This window comes from Nocardia araoensis NBRC 100135 (genome assembly GCF_000308435.1).
GTDB classification, from domain to species: domain Bacteria; phylum Actinomycetota; class Actinomycetes; order Mycobacteriales; family Mycobacteriaceae; genus Nocardia; species Nocardia araoensis.
The window spans coordinates 41,504-62,616 of sequence record NZ_BAFR01000034.1; the positions used below are offsets into that span (position 1 = coordinate 41,504).

Here is a 21,113-nt window from a genome sequence, read left to right on the forward strand (position 1 = left end):
CGGCGCGTGCGGCTTGCGGTGGTCGAGGACGACGACGGCGTGGGAGACGCGCTGGTCGAGGCGCTCAACGCCCGCGGCTACCGCGCCGAACGCAAGCGCCGCGGCGCGGATCTGCTGATCGCGCATCGCGACTACGACGCGGTGATCCTCGACCTCGGACTACCCGACGGCGACGGTCTGCAGGTGCTGCGGCGACTGCGCGAGGTGAGCTCGGTTCCGGTGCTGATCCTGACCGCGCGCAGTGACGAACGCTCGATCGTGCGTGGCCTGCGCGGCGGCGCCGACGACTACCTGGTGAAGCCCCCGCGCATCGCGGAACTCGTCGCGCGGCTGGAGACGGTCGCCAGGCGGGCGGCCGCGGCGGCGCGGCAGGCGCAGTCGGTGGTCGTCACCGGTGACGTGCGGGTCGATCTGGGCGCCCGCGTGGTGGAGGTGGCGGGGGAGCCGGTGTCGCTGACCCAGAAGGAATTCGAGCTGGTCGAGGCGCTGGTGGAGCGGCCGGGGGCCGCGGTGAGCAGGCAGCAGTTGATGGATCGCATCTGGGGTGACGCCTTCGTCGCGGTCTCGCGCTCGCTGGACGTGCACATGACCGGCCTGCGGGCGAAACTCAACCGACCCGGCCTGATCACCACCATCCGCGGGTACGGGTACCGGTGGGGGCAGTGAGCGCGGTCCGGCGGGCCGGAGGTGTGCGATGCGGCGTCGCCTGCTCGTCGCGCTGACGCTGTTCGCGGCCATCGCGGTGCTGGCGTTCGCGGTGCCGCTGTCGCTGACCATCGCCACCAGCCGCACCCAGCAGCTGGTGCTCGCGCGCTCGGGAGACGCCGACCGCTTCGCCACTCTCGCCGACGACGCGGTCACCGCCGGGGACAACCGCGCGCTGGCCGACGAGGTGCTGCGCTATCACGAGCTGTACGGCGAGAACGTGCTCGTGGTCGACGCCAGGGGTGCGACGACGGTGAACGCGGGCGCGGACGTGGACGATCCCGGCATCGACGCGGCGGTTGCGGCGGCGCGTCGCAATCAGCGTCCGCACGCGGTGGACAAGCTGACGCCGTGGGGCGCGCCGACCATGCTGGTGGCGCGGCCGGTCGGCACCGGCGTGCAGGTGAACGGAGCCGTGGTGATCGAGGCGTCGACGGCCCGCGCCCGCGGCGACATCGCGCGGGCCTGGGCGGTGATCGTGCTCGGCGGCGTGGTCGCGATGGCGCTGTTCGTGCTGTTGGCGGTGACCATCGGTCGTTGGGTGCTGCGGCCGCTGGCGGCGCTGTCGCACGGTGTGGCGGAGTTGACCGCGACATTGCCCAAGCCGCGCGCCGACACCGTCGCGCCGGTGTCGATCGCCGGCCGCTACGGCGGGCCGCCGGAGATGCGGGCGCTGGCGGAGTCGTTCGACGCGATGGCGCTGGCCGTGGCCGATTCGGCGGATGCGCAGCGCCAGCTGGTCGCCGACACCGCACACGCGATGCGCAACCCGCTGGCCGCGCTGACCATCCGCCTGGATTCCCTGGAGCCCGCGATCCCGGCGAGCGCGGCGAACATCTTCCGCAGTGCGAGCGCCGAGGTAGAACGGCTGACCGGGCTGCTCGACGGCCTGCTCAGCCTCGCTGTCGCCGAGACCCCGGCGGCGTTCGACGTCGCCCGCGCGGCCGAGGGCGGCAACCAGTGCGATGCCGTGCAGGTGGTCGCCGACCGATTCGACGCTTGGTGCTCGGCATTCGAGGCGGCCGGACAGGAGTTGCGCGTGGCGCCCGTGGCCGGGCACGCCGATGTCGCGGTTCCGGCCGACGTGCTCGCGCAGATACTCGACGTTCCGCTGAGCAACGCGACGCGCTATGCGGGCGCGGGCGCGCACACCGATCTGATCGTCGCGACCGAGCCGGGCTGGGTCACGGTGACCGTCCGCGATGACGGCAGCGGAGTTCCCGTCGCCGAGATCGACAAGCTGACCACCCGCTTCTTCCGGGGTTCCGCCGCGGGGGCCGGTGGCTCCGGGCTGGGTCTGCCGATCGCCGCGGCCTTGGCGCAGGCGCGGGGCGGCGTGCTCACCGTGGCCGCGGTGCGTCCGCACGGTCTGGCGGTATCGGTGCGCCTGCCCGCGGCGGAGGCCCGGTTACCGGCTGGGAGGCGCTCGTGCGGCGCGGCATGAGTCGGCGTGTTTTTCTCGCGCTGGCCGTCGCGGCGGGTGTCGCGGGTTGTGGGCCGAGTGGCCGGGGCGCCACCGTCCGGCTGGCTTCCGGCGAGGTCGGCGGCTTCTATCACGCTTTCGCTGGGTTGCTCGGCCTGGCCGCCGCCGAGGCGGGAGACGTGCGGATCGAGCGGGTGACCACTTCGGGTTCGCAAGACAATCTGGCCTTGCTGGCGCGCGGGGAAGTCGAAGCCGCGCTGGCACTCGCCGATTCGGTGCGCGACAGCGTCGATCAGGTGTTCGCGCTGGGCCGGGTCTACGAGAACTACCTGCAGTTGGTCGTGCGCGCGGACAGCCCGATCGGTTCGGTCGCGGATCTGCGCGGCACGCGGGTGAGCCTGGGCGCGGAGGGATCGGGCGCGGCCTTGACCGGCGAACGGATACTGCGCGTAGCGGGGCTCGACCCGACCGCCGACGTCGCGATCGCCCATCGTCCCTTGGCGCAGGCGGTGGCCGCCCTGACCTCGGGCGAGGCGGATGCGCTGTTGTGGGCGGGCGGCGTGCCGACGGCGCGGCTGGCGGTGCCGAGCCGGATGCGGCTGGTGGACATGGGCGACCTGGCCGCGCCGATGCGGGACCGGTTCGGGCCGGTGTACGACCGGGTCGCGATCCCCGCGGACGCCTATCCGGGCGGCGTCTCCGTGCACACCATCGGGGTGGCGAATCTCCTGCTGGCCGCGGGCGGCATGCCCGAGGAGGTGGCCGCGGCCATCGTCGAACTACTGGTGTGGCATGCCGACGCGCTGGTACCCACCGAAGCGGCGGGCACCCAGTTCCTCGACGGCCGGTCGCTGATCAGCACCGGTCCGATTCCGCTGCACCCGGGCGCGGCGGCGGTCTATCGCCGCTGGCACGGATAGCTCCGTCAGGACCGGACCAAGCGGGCGATGGCGTCGGTGGCCTCCTTGATCTTGGCTTCGGCCTCCGGGCCGCCCGCGACGGCCGCGTCCACGACGCAGTGGCTGATGTGGTCCTCCAGCAGGCCCATCGCGACCGCTTGCAGGGCCTTGGTCATGGCGGAGACCTGGGTGAGGATGTCGATGCAGTACTTCTCCTCCTCGACCATCCGCTGCAGACCGCGCGCTTGGCCCTCGATGCGCCGCAGCCGCTTGAGGTAGTCGTCCTTGGCGGTGATGTAGCCGTGCGCGGCGTGGTCGGCCGCCGTGTGGTCGTTGGGGGAAGCTGCCACCGATGTCTCCTCGCTGCCTGCCGGTCGCCGGAACCGGATCAATACCCCCCTAGGGTACAGTTCGGGAGGTGTTTTGTCAGGTCGGGCCATCCGGCGCGGCGGGCTCCCGCTCGGTCGGAACGGTCCATGTCCAGCCGTGAACCGCGACGGAAGCAGGGTAACGCGGATCCGGGCGCGCGACGGCGGCCGTGGGACGAGACAATTGAGGTATGAGTTCGCACCCCCGTCCCGCGCTCGCCGTCATCGGCGGCAGCGGCTTCTACGATTTCTTCGACAACGAGGCGACCATCGTCGAGGTCGACACCCCCTACGGCGCCCCGAGCGCGGGCATCGCCGTCGGAGAGGTGGAGGGGCGGCCGGTGGCGTTCCTGCCGCGTCACGGCAAGAACCACGAATTCGCCCCGCATACCCTGCCCTACCGGGCCAACCTGTGGGCCCTGCGCGCACTGGGCGTGCGCCGGATCTTCGCGCCTTGTGCGGTCGGCAGTCTGCGGGCGGACTGGGGCCCGGGCACGGTCGCGGTGCCGGATCAGCTGGTCGACCGGACCTCCGGCCGTCCGCAGACCTACTTCGACGGCGGCGGCATCCACGTGTCCTTCGCCGACCCGTACTGCGAGGAACTGCGCGCCGCCGCCATCAAGGCCGAGTCCGACGAGCTGCACATGATGCACGCGGCCACGATGGTCGTGGTCGAGGGACCGCGCTTCTCCACCCGCGCCGAGAGCCGGTGGTTCGCCGCGCAGGGCTGGGAGCTGGTGAACATGACCGGCCATCCGGAGGCGGTGCTCGCCCGCGAACTCGAGATGTGCTACGCCGCCGTCGCGCTCGTCACCGATCTGGACGCAGGTCTGGAGGAGGGCGAGGGCGTGCGCGCCGTCGACGTCTTCGCCGAGTTCAAGCGGAACCTCGTGCCCTTCAAGGAGCTCATCCGCCGCGCGGTGGCCGCGGTGGACAGCACCGAGACCTGCGACAAGTGCCGGGTCCACGCGGAGGTATCGCTGCCGTTCGAGCTGCCCTGAGGCCGACGCGGGTCCGGTGCTTCATGAGTCGGGCATTCGTCAACGGCGGGAAGTCGACGCTGGGGTTCCCGGATGCTCCGGAGCGCGCCGGTGCGCGGTGGCGGGTAGGTCCCGAGTTAGGCTCGCGCGGTGGATACCCCGTTGCGGCTCGAGGTCATCGTGGCCAGTGTGCGTCCGGAGCGGTTCGCGCCGGTGGTCGCGGACTGGTTCCTGCGTACCGTGCGCGACCGTCCCGAATTCGACACGGGGGTCATCGATCTCGCGCACACACCGTTGCCGGTCGAGCTCACCGAGAACGAGGAGACCGCGGCCTATCGCGCGCGACTGCGGGACGCCGACGCGTTCGTTGTCGTCACCTCGGAGTACAACCACGGCTATCCGGCGTCGCTGAAAACGGCGTTCGACACCGCGAAGCGCGAGTGGCGCGCGAAGCCCATCGCTTTCGTCTCCTACGGCGGCCTTTCCGGCGGCTTGCGTGCGGTGGAGCAGTTGCGGCAGGTGGTCGCCGAGATCCATATGGTGTCGGTCCGCGAGACGGTCAGTTTCCACCAGGCCAAGAAACGGTTCGACGATTCGGGCGAGACCCGCGACGGCGCCGCCATCGACGCGGCGGAACGGATGCTGCGTCAATTGGCTTGGTGGGCACGCACTTTGCGAGCCGCGAGGGTGGCCGACCCGTATCCCGGTTAGCGCGTTACTGCCGCCTGCCGATGAAGGTGGCCGCACGGACGGCGCGAAGACGACTGAGCCATTCGGAAGCGGCCGTCCTCGGAAGCCGTCGAGCCGACGTCGCCGATCGCTCGTGCTACTGCGGCTGCATCGCGCGACGGCCGCGCGGCTGGCCGATGTAGGTGGCCTCGCTGGGAATCGACACCAGCGTCAGGTCGACCTGCGCCGTTCCGGTGCGCAGCACCACGTGATTGCCGATCGCGGCGGGCTGGTGGATGGCCAGATCGGGGCGGCTGGCGGGCCAGCCCATCGGATCGCCCGTGACGTAGATGGTGGTGACGCCCGCGTGCGGGGCGGGCGCGAGCACACCGTCCACCACCGTGGCGGTGAATCCCGCGTCGGACTGGTGGGTTTCGATCGCGATGGTCAACCGCTCCGGATTGCCGATGGTGGTGACCAAGTTCTCCCAGGCCCGTGCCCGGTCGGTGCGGATGAGAATCCGTTCGCCGACCGCGAGCGCCCGGAAAACCAGCTGCTGCGCCAGGTACAGCTCGCCCGCGACGTACACCGTGGAGATGCCCGCGCCGACGATACGGACCGCCACGCCGTTTCCTTCGTCGTCGGAGCCGATCAGCTGGCCACAGCCGGAGGACGGCAGGTGCAGATCATCGACGATGTCGATGAGGTGCTCGATCATCGGGACGGTGTCGTCCACGCCGGGAACCGCGAGCGGCAGATGAGCCAGCAGCCCGTCGCGGTGACGTCCGTTCATCGAGATCATGCCCGGCAGCTCGGTGCGTTCCGGCAGCTCCCGTGCGGTCAGCCGCCAAGCGGCGCCGATGCTCACCGAGGCGGCGGAACTGCCGGGGCGCAGCCGCACCGCCACCGTCGTTCCGCGCGACGGCGCCACCCAGAGCTGCGCGAGCAGGTCGGATTCGAGCCGCTTGGGGTCGAGGGCGCAGCCGATGTTCACGCTGTTGCCGATTTCCGCGTAGCGCCAACCGTGTTCGAGCGTGCGCGGATCGTAGCCGCCGGTGATCTGCAGGACCGCCTTGCGGATCTCCGGCGCGGTGAGGATGCGGGCGTTGCAATCGGCGTCCTCCAGCGTGCGCATGATGCGCTGGGTGGCGATGGTGACCGCGCGCGAGGCTCCTTCCGCTCCGCCGCCGCGCCGGTCCGCGGCCTCCGGGCAGGCCACCGCGTCGAAGCTGATCGCCAACCACACCGTGCGGTGCGCGGTGGCGGGCAGCGGGCCGAGCAGCGATTCGTAGATCTTGCCCGCGGGCGTGCCGGAACGGCTGCGGTGCCCGTGGCTGATGATGTCGATGCCGCTGAGCAGGATGTCGTGCTGGTTCAGGCATTTCGCCAGCTCCGCCAGCGGAAGCAGGTGCGAGGCGTGCACCGTGGTGCGGGCGATCCTGGTCAGCCCGCCGGGTGGGGGCAGCACCTCGACCACCGTCACCACGCGACTGCCATCCCAGTACAAACCGAGGGAGCGACCGTCGGTGCCACGGAAGTCGACGGTGTCGCCGAGTTCGTAGTCACGATGGGTGAGATAGCGCCACCAAGTGGCGACCCAGTCCAGCAAGGTACGTCCGGCAACGGGAATCAACGGAATCAGCGCGACGACCACCGCGACGGCGAGTGCGGGAAGCCCGGGCAGGCCGGCGAACAGCGCTACGACTCCGGCGATCAGCCCGATGATCTGGGCGATCAGCAGGTTCTGCATCGAGACGCGCCCGAAAAGCGGGCGTGGTCCCGCACCGGCCGGTTCCGCCATCGTCTTCCCCCAAGTACCCGATATCGGCCGGTTCGCGGCGGCCGAGCTGAACAACAGTACCCGGGAACTGTACTGTGTTCGGCGAACGCGAGCACTGTTCGGGGGAGGAATAGTGCATTCGAAATCCACCATTCGCCGGCAGGCCGGCGGGTCACCGCTTTCCGGTCCGGCGGATGGAGCACGCCTTGGTGCGCCGGAGGTGCGAATGCTGCACGATCCCATAGGTTTCCCGGTCCGCGCATACGCTGCCCGATTTCAGGGTGTGTCGCACTGGCCGGTTGCGGCGTCGCATTGTGGGAATCGAGCCGGACAGCCAGCGCGAGGACAGCGTGTTCTACCTCGACGATGGTGATTCCGAACGGCTGGTCATTCGTCCTCGCGGACACCGAATCGGCGGCGGATCGGGAACGAGGCGAGCATGCCGAGCACCAGTAGCACCGCGACGCTGCCGCTGCCGATCAGCGCTACGTTTCGTGCGCGATGGTCGGGCGGTGGGGCCGGCGACGGAACCTGCAGTTGCACCCTCGAGGCTGCCGAGGGTCGCTTGGGCGGCAGTGTTTTCGGCACTTCGGCGGTCAGGGCGGCGATCGGATCGACGGAGCCGTAACCGATATAAGGGTTCCACCCCTCCGCCGGGGCATGGGCGGTGGTCTCGATGCGCTTGATGACCTCCAGTGCACTCAGCTCCGGGAAACGGGCTCGCACCAGGGCGGCCACGCCGGAAACCAACGGAGTGGCAAAACTGGTGCCCTGAATCGGCCCGAGCTTTCCCGATTGTTGGACGCTGCCGAGTTGGACCACGGTTCCTTTGCTGTTCGGGTCGTTGAAGAGTGGATCGAGGGAAGTGATGTTCTCGCCGGGAGCCGCCACGCCGAGCCATGGCCCGGGCACGGTGAACGCAGACGGCTGGCCGTTTCCGTTGATGGAACCGACAGAGAGCACGTAATCGTCATAGCGGGCCGGTGATACGTTCAGGTTCACTTTGCTCCACGGGTCGGCCGCTGGGTCGAGCGGGTCGATCACCGGATTGGTGCCCTTGCAGTCCGTACTCTCATCGAGGTTGCCGGCTGCGACCACCACGACCACGTCCTTCTCGATCGCGGCATACCGGACCGCGGCACCGAGCTCGGTATCTTCGAAAGGCTCAGAAGTCGGCTTGCACGCCACTTCGGAAATATTGATGACGGTAGCCCCCATGTCCGCCGCGCGGCGGATCGCCGACGCCATGGTGCGAGTGGTGCCGTATCCCTGAGGTAGCGCATCGGGCCCTTTGTCCCGATTCGCTCCCTCCTTCTGATACAGCTTGCTGGTCTGGCGGATAGTGAGGATTCGCGCCTCGGGGGCGACCCCGGAGAAGCCCTGACCGCTGACCTCTGTCGCCGCGATCAGCCCCGCGACCAACGTCCCATGCGCATCGCAGTCCTCGGTTCCGTCACTATTGCTCACATAGTCGCCCCCCGCGATCAACCCTGGCAGGCGCGGATGACGCGCGACGCCGGTGTCGATGACGGCCACGAGTTGGCCTGCGCCCTTGGAGAATCGCCAGGCGTGCTGCAGGTCGAGGGAGCGTTGTGCGTCCGGGGTCGACGGCCCGTCGCCTCCCGAACCGGTACTGACGCACGGAGTATTGGATGCCCGCTCGGTCTTGTCCGGCGGAGCGGCCGGGTCCCCCGCTGGTGGTGGCGTGTTCGGGCTCACGGTGGGCTTCTCCGCCCGAGCATTCGGGATTCCGGCGGTCGCGCCCAATCCGACGGAGACGCTGACCGCCAACACGCAGGCTGCCGTGCCCAACCGAACCGCTCGGAAACAACTGCCGATCCGCTGGTGCGAACTCATCGCTCCGAAACTCACAGCCCGCGGACGAGGGTGTAGAGGTCCGCCACCCAGAAGACCAGCGGCAACACCGCGGCGACGAACGTGTACTCGAGCAGTTCGACGCCGCGGCGCATCGGCGGGGTGGCCGACTGGTTCGGGATGATGATGCCGAGGATCAGCGCCGCGACCAGGACCACCATCGCCGCGCCGAACACGGCCAGCGGCTGGTGCATCGCGAAACCCGCGCCGACCAGCATGATCAGCACGATGGCCGCGCCACCGGCGATGAGAACGACGGCCTGTTCCGCGCCCGCGTAGGTACGGCTGCGGAACATCAGCACCACCGCGCAGACCAGGGCGAGTGCGATGCCCGGCCAGTACGGGTCGTCGGAGGCCGGGTCGGTGGCGCCGAGCGCGCCGATGACGGTGACCAGCGTGGTCGCCGCGACCAGGCCTGCGAGGTACATGCGGGCGCGTTCCGACTTCACCCGCAGCACCTCCATGGTCGGCAGCGCGCGGTGATCGTCCGGGTCGTCCTCGGTCGGATCGATGGGGGTGCCGGGCGAAGGCACCGGCGGCAGCGGCAGTTTCGCCAGCAGCATGGATACCCGCGGCGCCAGGGACAGGCCGCCGAGGCCGAGCGCCGCCGCGCCCGCGCCGATCGCCCGTTCCGGCTGGTCGGTGAGCAGGCCGACCAGCGCCGCCGGCACCGCGTAGGCGGCGAGCGCGGCCCCGCCGATGAACAACGCGAGCCCGACGCCGGTGACCCGCCATGCCAGGATCGCGGTCGCCCCGGCCAGGACCGATCCGAGCAGGATATGCGCCCAGCCGTAATCGTCCGGCACGTAGAGCATTCCGGCGCTGAAGGCCGCGGGCAGCGCGCAGCCGCCGAGCACCAGCGCGGTGCCGTTGTCGCCGTACATCCTGCTCAGCACCATCGCGGTGACGACGAGCAGGATCGCGACCACCAGCGCGATCGAACCGCCGACCCCGATCGGCAGCGAGCCGGGGGACAGCAGCAGCCCGAGACAGCCGACGATCATGGTGAGCGCCGCGAGCACCGAGCCGGTGATCCGCGCGACCCGCGGGGTCCAGCTGCGGTAATGGTCGGCGTCGGCGATCGCGACGTTGTACATGATGTCGTCGAACAGCGGCGTCGGCGCGGTGTGCGAGGCGCTTTCCAGCATCAGCAGTTCGCCGTCGCGGACGCCGTGCTCGCCGAGGCTGAGCGAATTGGAGAACGGCGGATGGCCGATCCGGGCGAGCACCCATTCCGCGGGCTCGTAACGTTCGCCCTCGTTGTCGAAGTCGTTGCTGCGGCTGTGCTGGGCGACCATGTCGACCACGCTCGGAATCACCAGCGCGACCGGCACGTCGACCGGGATGGCCATGTCGACCTGAGTGTGCTTGGCCAGAATCGTCACCCGCGCGAGGTCGGGGGCGCGGACGATGCCGCGCGAGGATTCTTCGTCGATGTGGTCAAGTCGCGCGTGCGTCAAGCTTCCCCCAACTCGGTCTTCTACCTCGTGATTCCACGGCACGGCGGGCCGGGGGCGAGCTTGCGAACCCTCGGTCCGGGCAGCAGAATGCTGGTCGAACTGTACGACATGTCCGCTGTGACCTCTACACTGAGGCCGAATCGCAGCTGGCCGAAGGGGGAATCTCGTCGATGAGCACTGTCCGCTTCCAGCGCCGTGCGCGCCGCGAGATGCCTCGAACCCCCGGCGGCGAGGTCACGCTGCAACCCCCGCCCGAAATCCCCCGGGTCACACCGGGAAACCTCGTCCTCAAGCTCATGCCCGTCGTGATGGTGATCGGCATGGTCGGCATGATGGCCCTGATGTTCACCCAGGGTGGCGGCATCGCCTCCAACCCGATGAGCATGATGTTCCCCCTCATGATGCTGTTCTCGATGGTCGGCATGTTCGCCGGTCAGGGCGGGGGCAAGGGACAGAAGGCCGCCGAGGCCAACGAGGACCGCAAGGATTACCTCCGTTACCTCGACCAGGTGCGCAAGGACGTCAACGAAACCGCCGCGCAGCAGCGCGCTTCCGTCGAGTGGAGCCATCCGGAGCCGGAGCTGGTCTGGATGCTCGCGGGCACCAGCCGCATGTGGGAACGCCGCGCGGGGGACAAGGACTTCTGCCACGCTCGCATCGGTCTCGGTGGCCAGCGCCTGGCCACCAGGCTGGTCGCCCCCGAGACCGGTCCGGTCGAGGAACTCGAACCGATCGCCGCGGTCTCGCTGCGCCGCTTCGTGCGCGCCCATTCGACCGTGCCCGATCTGCCGACCGCCATCGCGGTCAAGGGCTTCGCCACCATCGCGCTGGACGGCGACCGCGGCCAGGCGCGCGACATGACCCGCGCGATGCTGGTGCAGCTGTGCATGTTCCAGGCGCCGGACCAAGTGCTGGTCGCGGTCGTCTGCGGACCGGACACCGCGCCGGAGTGGGAGTGGACCAAGTGGCTCCCGCACACCCAGCACCCCGACGCGCAGGACGGCATCGGCACCCAGCGCATGTTCTACGGCTCGATCCGGGAGGCCATGGCGGGGTTACATCCCTTGCTCGGCAACCGGGTCCGGTACTCGCGCAACCAGCCGGCCAACGCGAACATGGTGCACATCGTCATCGTGGTCGACGGCGGTCTGCTCGAGGCCGAGGACGATCAGCTGCGCGAGTCCGGCTACGAGGGCGTCACCATCATCGATCTGTGCGGCTACGCACCGCGCCTCGCGGTGTCGCGCGGCATCAAGATGATCGTCGAGAACGGCGAGTGCGTCGGTCGGGGCGCCACCGGTAATCAAGAGCGGTTCGCGCTGATCGACCGGATCAGCCCCGAGCAGGCACAACAGGTGGCGCGCAGGCTCGCCCCCTACCGCGCCGCCACGCAGCGCAGCAGCGATGTGGAGACCGACGACGCCGAGGTGATCTCGAGCTGGGCTCAGCTGATGGGCCTCGGCGACATCGGCTCGTTCAACCCGGAGCACGCGTGGCGGCCGCGCTACGGACGGGAACGCCTGCGCGTCCCGTTCGGTGTCGGCGCCGACGGCCTTCCGGTGGAGCTGGATATCAAGGAGGCCGCCGAGAACGGCATGGGGCCGCACGGTCTGTGCATCGGCGCCACCGGCTCCGGTAAGTCGGAGTTCCTGCGCACCCTCGTGCTCAGCCTGCTGGCCACACACTCGCCCGACCAGCTGAACCTGGTGCTGGTCGACTTCAAGGGCGGCGCGACGTTTCTCGGCCTGGAAGGGGTTCCGCACGTCGCCGCCGTCATCACCAACCTGGAGGAAGAGGCCGATCTCGTCGACCGCATGAAGGACGCCCTGGCCGGTGAGATGAACCGCCGCCAGGAAGTGCTGCGGGCGGCGGGCAACTTCGCCAACGTCTTGGAGTACGAAAAGGCCAGAGCCGCGGGCGCCGACCTCGATCCGCTGCCCGCCCTGTTCGTGGTGCTCGACGAGTTCTCCGAACTGCTCACCCAGCACCCGGATTTCGCGGAGCTGTTCGTCATGATCGGCCGCCTCGGCCGCTCGCTGCACGTGCATCTGCTGCTCGCCTCGCAGCGCCTGGAGGAAGGCAAGCTCAAGGGCCTGGAATCGCACCTGTCCTACCGGATCGGCCTGAAGACGTTCTCCGCCAACGAGTCTCGCCAGGTGCTCGGTGTGCCGGACGCCTACAACCTGCCGAACAACCCCGGTGGCGGCTACCTGAAGGCCGACTCCGGAGAGATCCAGCGCTTCCAGGCTTCCTACGTCTCCGGTGCGTATGTCGGCGGTGGCTCCCAGCGCGACATGACCGTGGCCACGCAGTCCGGGGAGATCGACGTCAAGGCACGGCCGTTCACCGCGACCCATGTCGACTTCCGGGCCGCGGACCGCGTCCCGCTGCCGCCCGAACCGAGCCTGGAACCGGAACAGGACGAGGACGGCGAGCAGCTGTCCAACCTGAACATGCTGGTCTCCCGGATCCGCGGCCACGGCCGCCCGGCACACGAGATCTGGTTGCCCCCGCTGGACGAGGCGCCGACGCTCGACCAGCTGGTCCCGCGCTCCATCCTCACCGGCGAGTACTCCTCGGTGTCCACGCTGCGTGCCCCGATCGGCATCGTCGACCGCCCGTACGACCAGCGTCGCGACCCGATGGTCATCGACCTGTCCGGCGCCCGCGGCAATGTCGCCATCGTCGGTGGCCCGCAGTCCGGCAAGTCGACGGCGCTGCGCACGCTCATCATGGCGATGTCGTTGACGCACACCGCCGAACAGGTGCAGTTCTACTGCCTCGACTTCGGTGGCGGCACCCTGGCGAGCCTGCAGGGGCTGCCGCACGTCGGCTCGGTGGCGAGCCGGTTGGACGAGGACCAGGTCCGGCGAACCATCGCGGAGATGACCACCATCGTGCGGCAGCGCGAGGCGCGCTTCCGCCAGCTCGGCATCGAATCGATGACCGACTTCCGCAGACTGCGCGCGATGGACCCGGCCAGTAGCCCGGGCGCGGCGGGCGCGCACGAGGACCCGTTCGGTGACGTCTTCCTGGTGATCGACGGTTTCAGCTCGATCCGCCAGGACTTCGAGATGCTCGAGCAGACCATCATGAACCTCGCCGTGCAGGGTCTGTCCTACGGCGTGCACGTGGTCATCGCGCTGAACCGCTGGGCGGAGGCGCGGCCGGCGCTCAAGGACCAGATCGGCACCAGGATCGAATTGCGCCTCGGTGATCCGATGGACTCCGATCTCGGCCGCAAGTTCGCCTCGCTGGTTCCGCAGGGGCGGCCGGGCCGCGGTATGACCCCGGAGTGCCTGCACATGCTGACCGGCCTGCCCCGCATCGACGGCAACTCCGACCCGACCGACCTCACCCAGGCCGTGGCGGACGCGGTCGCCACCATCGCCAGACTGACGCCGGGCCGTCATGCGCCGCAGGTTCGCATGCTGCCCGAACAACTTCCGCGCGAGCAGCTGCTGTATCTGGCGGGCGATTGGCCGTCGCAGGTCGACCCGAATGCGAAGTGCCTGCGCATCCCGTTCGGCATCAACGAGTCCGAATTGGCTCCGGTCTACATCGACTTCGTGGAGAGCCCGCACTTCATCATCATCGGCGACACCGAATCGGGAAAGACCACGCTGCTGCGGTCGCTGATCGAGGGCATCGCCGCGTCCAACACCCCCGATCAGGCCCGCTTCATCATCGGCGACTACCGGCGCAGCATGCTCGGCCTGGTCCCGGAGGGGTACCTCGCGGGCTATGGCTCCACGGCGCCGCAGTTCACCCAGAACATGAACGACTTGGCCGCTTACGTCGGCAAGCGCACCCCGGGCTCGGACGTCACCCCACAGCAGTTGCGGGATCGCTCGTGGTGGAGCGGGCCGGAACTGTACGTCATCATCGACGATTACGATCTCGTCGCCACCTCCGCGGGCAACCCGGTCCAGGCGCTGCTCGAGCATCTGCCGCACGCCCGAGACCTCGGCTTCCACGTGATCATCGCCCGGCGTTCGGGTGGTGCGAGCAGGGCGATGTTCGAGGCGACCTTGGCCAGGATGCGCGATCTGGGCTCGGCGGGCCTGATCCTGAGCTGCAGCAAGGACGAGGGCGTCCTGATGGGCACCAAGCGGCCGAGTCCGATGCCGCCGGGCCGGGGCACCTATGTCACTCGCAATGTCGAGGGCTTGGTTCAGACGGCGTGGATGCCGTCGCCCTGATGTCCGAGGTCGAGCTCGTCGTCACCGAGGCACGCATCTGGGCGCGTGGCGCCGAGACACATTGGGACGCGCCGCCTTCGGTGGTTCTGGGCAGCAATGGCTTCGACCTCGTGGTGGGGCAGTCGCTGGCTCCCCCACCCAGGTCGGTTCGGTGGTCCAGTTCGTACCCGCCGACGCCATCGCCCTGCCGCCCCGCACGCCCTCGGTGGTGGACGCGATGAGCGCCGTTTTCGCGAGTGTGCTCGAACATCTTCGTGTCGCGACTCCGTGTGCCCGGATAACCCTGGTCTGTCCGACCGAATGGGGCGCGAGCCGTCGCGGCGTGCTCGATCAGGCGGCGCGCCGCGTCGCCTCGGATGTCGTGTTCGAGGACATCGCGGTTCGTTCGGTCGCGTCGGACGAGGGCACCAGCCACAGCCGGCGAACGCTGGTACTGGAGTTCGGCGCACTGGCCACCACGGCGTCGGCGGTCATCCGAAGCCATCGCGGCGTGCACATCGAATCCTGTGAGCACGAGCCGACGCTCGCGTTGGCCGAAATAGACACCGACGGAACGGGATTCGTCGCTCTGTGCGGCCTGATCACTCGATTGCTCGACAGCGGCCCGATCGACCTCGTGCAAGTGGTAGGTATCAGCGCCCCTGGGAAGCTGGACTTGCTCCGTCGGGCCGTCCAGCAGTCCATAGGGGCCGATGTCGAGCTGCGTCCCGTCGCCGGTCCCGATCTCGTCCGAGGGCGTGGGGCCGAGCCGGGTGATCGACGCGAAGTGCCCACCGCACCCACCGAGTGGATGCGACCGCTGCGCGAGCGTGCCGCGGCACGGCAGCCCCGCTATGGCAGTGCGCGTATCGCGATCGCCGCGCTCGCGGCCGTGGTGGTCGTCGCGCTGACGATCGCCGGCGCGGTGGTCCTGTCCGGTCACCGAGGCGAGGAGACGGTAGCGGCGCCCGGCGCGGAGGCGCCGTCGCCGACCGCCGCGCCGTCGCCGGGCGCCCCACCGGCCGAAGCGGCGCCGGAGGCTTTCGGCCGAATCCGGTTTCGAGTTCCTCCCGGCTGGCGCCTTGCCCAGTCGCCCGATACGGGACGTGCTCGTGTCGATCTGGTGCCCGAGGCCGCTGCTCGGCAGCGGATCACGGTGATGCAGGCACCGCTGACGGCGTCGTCCAGTTACGCACAGGTCGCGGCGAAGCTGGAAGCACAGATAGCGCAGCGCCCACCGGGCGTACTGACCGACTTGCAGCAGGACGTCATGTTCGGCGGCCGTTCCGGTCTGGCCTATCTGGAACATCCCGGAGACGGCTCAACCGTCCGCTGGCATGTCCTGCTGGAGTTCGGAATTCAGGTCAGCATCGGCTGCCAGTACGCGGGAGACGAATGGGGTCAATTGGAAGCCCCGTGCTCGCATTTCGGAGATACCGTCCGCGTCGTCCCGTGACGGCGCAGCGACACCCGCATGAGCGGACACGCTGCGGTTCAACATGATTCGAGCCCCCGGCACCGAAGTACCGGGGGCTCGAATCAGCCGAGACGGGATCTCAGAAGAGGCCCGCCAGCGCGGTGTCGGTACCCTGCAGGTCGGAGTTGCCGCTGCTGACCAGCTTGCCCGCGCTTTCCAGCGTGGTGTTCAGCTGGGTGACCTGCGTGTTCCACTGGGCCTGCAGCGAGGCGAACGCGTCGTTCGCGTCACCCTTCCAGTAGTTGGTCACGAAGTCGGTGACCTGCTTGTGGAAATCTTCGAGCATGGTCATGACACTGCGCGCCTCGGCCACGATGGCCTGGGCGCCGGCCTCGACCTCGCCGAAGTTCGAAGCAATCCGACCGGGATCGTTCGCTACCATGGGGAGCTCCTTGTTGTCTGTGGTTCGGCTATCGGATCAGGGAAGGTCCAGGCTGGAGGCCTGCGCGGCCACCTGCTGGGCGAACTGCTGGTCCTGATCGGCGAACTTCCGTCCGGCGTGGGCGAGCTTGTCCGACGTCTGATCCAGCTGGTCGTTCAGCTTCCGCGCCTGCGCGAAGTAGCTGTCCATGAAGGTGTCGAACGCCTGACGGGCCGCACCGCTCCAGGTGGCGGTGGTCTGATCCGACTTGCTGTTCAGTGCGGTGATCGCGGTCTGCAGATCCTGGTGCCGCTGCCGGCAGTTGTCTACAAACTTCGAGATCGCCTCTTCGCTCGCTTCGAGCTGTCCTGCCATTTCGGCTCCTTTCGGTTCCCGTCTCGGCCAACGGCGGAAGCCTCAGTTGGCCTGTACATCTTGATTGGACGCGGAGCGGGTCTGATCGGTTCCATCCGACTCGAGAAAGTTCGGTATCGCCCCACGGGATCAGGGCCCTGCGCCCCTCAGCCCGGCTCGTCCGTAGATTTCGGCGGCCGCGCACGGGCCTGCTCGGAAGACCACGATGCGATCCGGGTCTGCATGATTTGTAACGCCAGCGCTCGGCTCCCCTCCTTCCCCCTGCTCGCTGCTGTAAATGATCGGCGAGTGGGCTGGCTGCGGTACACCTTACCGAACGCCTAAGTCCGCCGCTACCAGCAGATTGACGAAAGCCGGTGGTCTCGTAAACCGAAAAGTCCAGGAGGCCTTGCGTTCCGCGGACGGGTCACTTCACGCGATTGCGCAGCACCGGCACCAGACGGTCGAGCAAAGTCTGCTGGGAGGACGCGCTCCAGTCGCGGACCGCGGCGACGGCCGCGGGATCATCCAATGGAATCACCGTGGCGCGGGTGCCCGCCACCTGGTACGGAAGGCCGAGCAGGCCACCGCCGCCTGCCTTTTCATCGCTGCGCACGGCCAGTACGTAGCCGTCCGCCGCGACATCCAGCCGGTTGGACCCGGTCAGCTCGCGCGGCGATGCCTCGTCGCCCGTACGCCGGTAGTTGAGGTTGTAGACGAACCCGAGATCTTCCAGGAACTCGGTCTGCGGGGTGCCGCCCAGAAAGATCGAGACCTGCGAACCGCGCGGCACGTCGACCATCGTGATCGTCTTGCCTCGGAACACCGGATTGTCCGCCCGCGCCCGATCCAGTGGCGACAGGGCTGCCGTGCTGCTCGGTGCGGCGACGGCCGGTGCGGGTGCGTTCTCTTCGCGATTCAGCGCCCAGATGCCGATGCCCGCGGCGAGTGCGACGGTCACGACCCCCGCGGCCGCCGCGAGCAGCCAGTTCTTCCGCGTCTTCGGCGCGGGTCGCGCGGCGCCGCCTTGCCCGGAGACGGCGACGCGGGGATCGGTCCCCGGCCGCGGATCGAAGACCTGGATGGGATAGGTGGGAGAAGTGTTGGTGGTGACCGGGTTGTAGCCGGGAACGAGAGCGCCTGCCGCCGCATCGGTGAATTCCCGGCAGCTGTTGAATCTTTCGGCCGGATTCTTCGCCATGGCTCGGGCGAAAACGTGGTCGATGGCGGGCGGCAGGCCGGGGTTGACCGCGGTCGCCAGTGGCGGGGGCTCATGGAGATGCCCCATCATCACCAGCGCGGGTTGCGTGCCCGGGTAGGGGTTTCGCGCGGTGAGCAACTTGAAGAACGAGCACGCCAGGCTGTAGACGTCGGCGCGATGATCGAGCGGGCTGCCGGTGAGCTGCTCGGGCGGAGCGTAGGCGATGGTCGCGACGAAACTGCCGGTCTGCGTGAGTTCGGTGGTGTCGTCATTGGCTTTGGCCACGCCGAAATCCGTGAGCAGTACGCGTTCTTCTTCGCCATCGGCAGGGGCGGACAGCAGGAAGTTCGCCGGTTTCACGTCGCGGTGCAGCAGGCCCTTACGATGCGCGTAATCGAGACCTTTGCCGACTTCGGTCGTGATGCGCAGTGCGCGCAGCGGATTCATCGCATGCGGATCGCGCGCCAGCTCGGCGGCGGCATCGGTGCCGTCCACGTATTGCATCGCGATCCACAATTGGCCTTGTTCTTCGCCGCGGTTGTAGACCGAGACGATGTTCGGATGATCGAGTCCGGCGGCGAGATTGGCTTCGCGCTCGAAGCGGGTACGGAACTCGTAGTCGCGGCTGAGTTCGCCGCCGAGCACCTTCAGCGCGTCGGTTCTGGGCAGGCTCGGATGTTTGGCCAGATACACCGTGCCCATACCGCCCGCGCCGAGCACTCGCATGATGCGGTACCCGCCGACGATGGTCCCGGGGCTAATCGCCATGTGCACGATCTCCTGACTCCACGCGGGCCGCCGACGTTCGCCGGGCAGCATACTCGACCGGTTTCGCGACGAAAGTCCGGCATTATCGGCTGTTCGCGAAGACGGAATATTGCGCGGCGGCACGCTGCTGAGCGTCCAGCAGTTGATTGGCCGCGACGAATCCGACGTATTCCTTGTACGCGACGACGCAGGTGAACCGCCTGTCGTCGAAAAGTCCGGCGCGGTTCTCCACGCAGGCCGAATCGGGCAGGTGCGGCGGGGGATCGGCCGGGCCCGCGACCACCGTGGGGGTGATGCGTTCCGTGGTGATCTTCCGCGCCGCTTCCCGGCTCGGTGTGCGGATCACCACTGTGTCGCCGGAGACGGCGAACTTCTCGGCGCCCATCGCCGTGAAACGCTGTTTCGCGTATTCGCGGTCTTCGGCGTATTGCATGATGCCGCGCAGACCGAACAAGGCGTGCGAATCGTCGTAGCTGGGGGATTGGACCCCGGCCGGATTCAAGGTGCGGCTCAGCAGATGGTCGGGATCCCAGGGCAACCGCAGCATCTCTTCCTCGGTCAGCGGAGACAGCTGATCGAGCAGTGGCAGCTGAACGTCGAAAGCCTTCTCCGCGAGAGCGACAAGGGCGTTGCGGTCGGGAGCGTTGGCCGAGACGAGGAATGCCACCACATAGGAGCCGTGCGCCAGCATCGCGCGCAGGAAGGGGGAGCCGGGACGCCAGTGCGCTCGCGCCTGTGGCTGCCGCGGCAGCGTGACCGGCTCGTTCTGGTCGCGGTAGGCGCCGAGATCGGCGTCGTAGAACTCGGTCGCGGCCTGACGGGCGCGCTCCGGGTCGGGGAACTGCATGACGATCGTGCCGACGGTGGTGGAATTGGGCCGGGGCTTGGTCGGCCACCCGGACGCGATCAGGCTGACATTCTGATCCGAGCCGTTGGTGTGGAACCCGTACATCATCCGGTTCCGTTCCGCGATCGGCCGCATATCCTCTTGGCGTCCGAGTTCGCCGGGCAGCGTTCCTCTGCTGATGCTCGACGGCGTCCAGCTGTACTTCATTCTCGGGTCGATGTCGTAGGCCGACGCGACGTGATCGGCCAGCCGCATGGCGGCGACCTTTCCCATGTCGATGAACAGCGGTTGATAGTCGTCGTCGTGCGCGTTCGGCGGTTCGGTGGGGTAGTTGCCGGTGTCGAGATCGCGAATGTCGATCTCCCCCGGCCGTGCGGTTCCCCCGAGCGTCGAACCGCAGCCGGTGACGATCGTGGCGGCCACCGTGCACGCGAGTACGACAGCGGCGGTGCGGAAGAATGTCATGCGGCGTTCACCAACAATGCGTACTGGGCGGAGATGCGTTGTTGCGCGTCGAGCAGTTGATGCGACCACGCGAACGCCGCGTAGCGGTCGTAGGACACCGAGCAGTAGAACCGGACGACCACCGTCTTGGTGCCGATGTACTCCTTGCAGTGCGCGGCGGGCAGGCCCTTCGGTGACTCGGCTCCGCGGAACTTCTTCGTCAGCCCACCGCGCTGCTCACGCAGCTGTGCCGCCGCGGCGGCGTCGCGGGTGCGGAACAGATCGGTGCCGTCGGTGGCGTACCGATCCACTCCGGCCGCTTCGATGATCTTGCGATCCTCGGCCGAATCGGTGGTGAAGTGCAGCGCGCCGTGCCCGGTGTACGCACCAGGGGGATCGATCCAGGAGTCTTCCCGTGGCCGCGGCAGCGCCCGGTTCAACATGCCGTCCATATCGACCGGCACCGTCATCAGCTGGTCGACCGGGGTGGGGGTGAAGCGGCCGATCGCCGGGACGACGGTGTCGAGGCTCTTCTCGACCAGGGTGAGCAGTTCGGGCAGGTCCACCTTCTCCAGGAAGACCTTCACGTAGTCGTAGACCCAGGTGTAGACGACGAACTTCCCCGTGGCGAACCACGATCCGATCGACTGATCCTGTGGCTGCCAGTGCGCGTGCGCGGCGGGGTACTTCGGGATCTGCACCGGCGTGTTCCGGTTGTTGGCCTCGAAGTCGACGCGTTCCAGCGCGGCCGCGGCCGCCGCGGCCTTCTGCTCGTCCGGGAAGATCAGCACGGCGTTGACCAGGTCGGTGCCGCGGTTGTCCGGCGCGCTGCCCGCGCTGCTGAGGAACCCGGCGACGAAATCCGGTGCCGCCTCGGCGAATCGGGAGACGTCCATGATCCGTCCCAGCGAACCCTTCGGCTCGATGAACACCTTGGCGATCGACGGATTCGCGGAGACGAACGCGGGATCGATGTCCGACGGCATGGGAACGAAGTTCGCCAGCCGCTCCGCCTCGATCATGCGCGCCTGTTCGGGATTCTTCGCCGTTCCGTACGCGCGTGGCGTCGTCGCGTAATTGCCCACGTCGAGCTGCGCCAGATCGACGGGCCGCGTGGCCTTCTCCGTTCCGGCCTCGTCGCCGCACGCGCCGCCGCCCAAGGCGACGGCACAGGCCAGCACCAGGGCACCGGCGGATCGAATCGGTCTCGGCATCGCGCCGTGCTGCACTCTTCCCTCCCCTGACTGCGGTAGTTGCGCCGGATCCTACTTCGGCCCACCCGCGGCCAGGATCGCGAAAGCGCTGGGCGCCTACCGCCGCC

At 68.6% G+C, this 21,113-nt stretch carries 16 protein-coding genes; 7 read left to right on the forward strand and 9 right to left on the reverse strand.

The genetic code is table 11. The features are described from left to right. The first annotated feature begins 6 nt into the window (after nt 1–6). From ON21_RS04545 to ON21_RS04555, 3 genes are read left to right on the forward strand one after another with little or no spacing between them, the layout of a single operon-like run. On the forward strand, nt 7–666 hold the full coding sequence (locus ON21_RS04545; protein ID WP_039795657.1) for a response regulator transcription factor: 660 nt from the start codon (nt 7–9) through the stop codon (nt 664–666). Nucleotides 667–694: 28 nt separating this feature from the next. Continuing rightward, nucleotides 695–2,149, forward strand: a complete 1,455-nt coding sequence (locus ON21_RS04550) for a sensor histidine kinase (RefSeq protein ID WP_039795659.1) — start codon at nt 695–697, stop codon at nt 2,147–2,149. After that, the gene (locus ON21_RS04555) at nt 2,146–3,048 is read left to right on the forward strand and encodes a TAXI family TRAP transporter solute-binding subunit (RefSeq protein ID WP_039796158.1); all 903 of its coding nucleotides are present in this window, start codon (nt 2,146–2,148) and stop codon (nt 3,046–3,048) included. The genes ON21_RS04550 and ON21_RS04555 overlap by 4 nt, the downstream gene beginning before the upstream one ends. Nucleotides 3,049–3,053: 5 nt before the next feature. On the opposite strand, the gene ON21_RS04560 is transcribed toward ON21_RS04555, so the two are convergent. Continuing rightward, on the reverse strand, nt 3,054–3,377 hold the full coding sequence (locus ON21_RS04560) for a metal-sensitive transcriptional regulator (protein WP_039795661.1): 324 nt from the start codon (nt 3,375–3,377) through the stop codon (nt 3,054–3,056). A gap of 209 nt (nt 3,378–3,586) precedes the next feature. Between ON21_RS04560 and ON21_RS04565 the strand changes: the two genes are divergently transcribed. After that, nucleotides 3,587–4,396 (forward strand): S-methyl-5'-thioadenosine phosphorylase, encoded by an 810-nt coding sequence (locus ON21_RS04565; RefSeq protein ID WP_039795663.1) that lies wholly within the window; start codon nt 3,587–3,589, stop codon nt 4,394–4,396. Between the two features lie 129 nt (nt 4,397–4,525). Then, nucleotides 4,526–5,086 (forward strand): NADPH-dependent FMN reductase, encoded by a 561-nt coding sequence (locus tag ON21_RS04570; RefSeq protein WP_039795664.1) that lies wholly within the window; start codon nt 4,526–4,528, stop codon nt 5,084–5,086. Nucleotides 5,087–5,201: 115 nt separating this feature from the next. On the opposite strand, the gene eccE is transcribed toward ON21_RS04570, so the two are convergent. The 3 genes from eccE to eccD all read right to left on the reverse strand — a co-directional run bounded on the left by eccE (nt 5,202) and on the right by eccD (nt 10,159). Beyond that, nucleotides 5,202–6,845 carry a type VII secretion protein EccE gene (gene eccE, locus ON21_RS04575; protein ID WP_039795667.1) on the reverse strand — a complete coding sequence of 548 codons (1,644 nt, stop codon included), beginning with the start codon at nt 6,843–6,845 and terminating at the stop codon, nt 5,202–5,204. Nucleotides 6,846–7,211: 366 nt separating this feature from the next. Continuing rightward, nucleotides 7,212–8,681 (reverse strand): type VII secretion-associated serine protease mycosin, encoded by a 1,470-nt coding sequence (mycP, locus tag ON21_RS04580; RefSeq protein ID WP_039795668.1) that lies wholly within the window; start codon nt 8,679–8,681, stop codon nt 7,212–7,214. A gap of 11 nt (nt 8,682–8,692) precedes the next feature. Continuing rightward, nucleotides 8,693–10,159, reverse strand: coding sequence for a type VII secretion integral membrane protein EccD (eccD, locus tag ON21_RS04585; protein WP_039795670.1), 1,467 nt, complete (start codon nt 10,157–10,159; stop codon nt 8,693–8,695). A 170-nt stretch (nt 10,160–10,329) separates the two neighbouring features. On the opposite strand from eccD, the gene ON21_RS04590 reads away from it, so the two are divergent. Further along, nucleotides 10,330–14,361: a type VII secretion protein EccC gene (locus ON21_RS04590; protein ID WP_039795672.1), complete on the forward strand. Its 4,032-nt coding sequence runs from the start codon at nt 10,330–10,332 to the stop codon at nt 14,359–14,361. Nucleotides 14,362–14,512: 151 nt separating this feature from the next. Then, nucleotides 14,513–15,796, forward strand: coding sequence for a type VII secretion-associated protein (locus ON21_RS04595; RefSeq protein WP_039795673.1), 1,284 nt, complete (start codon nt 14,513–14,515; stop codon nt 15,794–15,796). 100 nt (nt 15,797–15,896) lie between these two features. Here the strand turns inward: ON21_RS04595 and ON21_RS04600 are convergent, their stop codons facing one another. The 5 genes from ON21_RS04600 to ON21_RS04620 form a co-directional block, all read right to left on the reverse strand. Next, nucleotides 15,897–16,199 carry a WXG100 family type VII secretion target gene (locus ON21_RS04600; protein ID WP_039795677.1) on the reverse strand — a complete coding sequence of 101 codons (303 nt, stop codon included), beginning with the start codon at nt 16,197–16,199 and terminating at the stop codon, nt 15,897–15,899. 36 nt (nt 16,200–16,235) lie between these two features. Beyond that, entirely contained in the window at nt 16,236–16,553 is a 318-nt protein-coding gene (locus ON21_RS04605; protein WP_039795679.1) for a WXG100 family type VII secretion target, read from the reverse strand. Nucleotides 16,554–16,959: 406 nt separating this feature from the next. Further along, nucleotides 16,960–18,501: a serine/threonine-protein kinase gene (locus ON21_RS04610; RefSeq protein ID WP_039796159.1), complete on the reverse strand. Its 1,542-nt coding sequence runs from the start codon at nt 18,499–18,501 to the stop codon at nt 16,960–16,962. Between the two features lie 82 nt (nt 18,502–18,583). Next, nucleotides 18,584–19,813, reverse strand: a complete 1,230-nt coding sequence (locus ON21_RS04615) for a DUF7373 family lipoprotein (RefSeq protein WP_039795680.1) — start codon at nt 19,811–19,813, stop codon at nt 18,584–18,586. After that, entirely contained in the window at nt 19,810–21,006 is a 1,197-nt protein-coding gene (locus ON21_RS04620; protein WP_039796160.1) for a DUF7373 family lipoprotein, read from the reverse strand. Before ON21_RS04620 ends, ON21_RS04615 begins: the two co-directional genes overlap by 4 nt. Between the last annotated feature and the right edge of the window lie 107 nt (nt 21,007–21,113).

Bases quoted from the DNA above. Each gene is read 5' to 3' on its own strand.
- ON21_RS04590 (WP_039795672.1), top strand. From the start codon at position 10,330: ATGAGCACTGTCCGCTTCCAGCGCCGTGCGCGCCGCGAGATGCCTCGA.
- eccE (WP_039795667.1), bottom strand. From the start codon at position 6,845: ATGGCGGAACCGGCCGGTGCGGGACCACGCCCGCTTTTCGGGCGCGTC.
- ON21_RS04600 (WP_039795677.1), bottom strand. From the start codon at position 16,199: ATGGTAGCGAACGATCCCGGTCGGATTGCTTCGAACTTCGGCGAGGTC.
- ON21_RS04610 (WP_039796159.1), bottom strand. From the start codon at position 18,501: ATGGCGATTAGCCCCGGGACCATCGTCGGCGGGTACCGCATCATGCGA.
- ON21_RS04615 (WP_039795680.1), bottom strand. From the start codon at position 19,813: ATGACATTCTTCCGCACCGCCGCTGTCGTACTCGCGTGCACGGTGGCC.
- ON21_RS04605 (WP_039795679.1), bottom strand. From the start codon at position 16,553: ATGGCAGGACAGCTCGAAGCGAGCGAAGAGGCGATCTCGAAGTTTGTA.
- ON21_RS04550 (WP_039795659.1), top strand. From the start codon at position 695: ATGCGGCGTCGCCTGCTCGTCGCGCTGACGCTGTTCGCGGCCATCGCG.
- mycP (WP_039795668.1), bottom strand. From the start codon at position 8,681: ATGAGTTCGCACCAGCGGATCGGCAGTTGTTTCCGAGCGGTTCGGTTG.
- ON21_RS04620 (WP_039796160.1), bottom strand. From the start codon at position 21,006: ATGCCGAGACCGATTCGATCCGCCGGTGCCCTGGTGCTGGCCTGTGCC.
- ON21_RS04565 (WP_039795663.1), top strand. From the start codon at position 3,587: ATGAGTTCGCACCCCCGTCCCGCGCTCGCCGTCATCGGCGGCAGCGGC.
- ON21_RS04555 (WP_039796158.1), top strand. From the start codon at position 2,146: ATGAGTCGGCGTGTTTTTCTCGCGCTGGCCGTCGCGGCGGGTGTCGCG.